1 protein-coding gene is annotated in these 335 nt (G+C 65.7%); it reads right to left on the reverse strand.

Annotated features, from left to right (window positions below):
* Positions 1–39: 39 nt before the first annotated feature.
* Positions 40–335: tetratricopeptide repeat protein (locus G6R25_RS24720; protein ID WP_163554722.1), on the reverse strand; the 296-nt coding region annotated here is incomplete at its 5' end.

The following is a 335-nucleotide window of genomic DNA, read 5'->3' on the forward strand; positions in this document are numbered from 1 at the left end:
AACCGGGCCCTCACATTCCTCACAACCTAGAGTAACCAGTCAGCACGGAAGGTGACCTTCGCGCTGCCCTGGTAGTGCTTCGGGTCTTTGCCCGGCGTCTGCCAGGAAGGCGGCCAGCGTGTTCAGTGATCCGGCCAGGTCGGGGAGGAATGCGGCGGGGTTGGCTTCGGCAAGCTGCCGGCGAAGGTCTGCGGACTCTTGGGCGGTGTGTAGTGCTTCGGATCGCCGCCCGGCGTCTGACAGCCGACTGGCCAGGGTGTTCAGTGATGTGGCCAGGTTGGGGAGGAATGCGGCGGGGTTGGCGTCGGCGAGGCGCCGGTAGAGGCTTGCGGATT

This window comes from Candidatus Frankia alpina (assembly GCF_902806485.1).
Taxonomy (GTDB): Bacteria; Actinomycetota; Actinomycetes; order Frankiales; family Frankiaceae; genus Frankia; species Frankia alpina.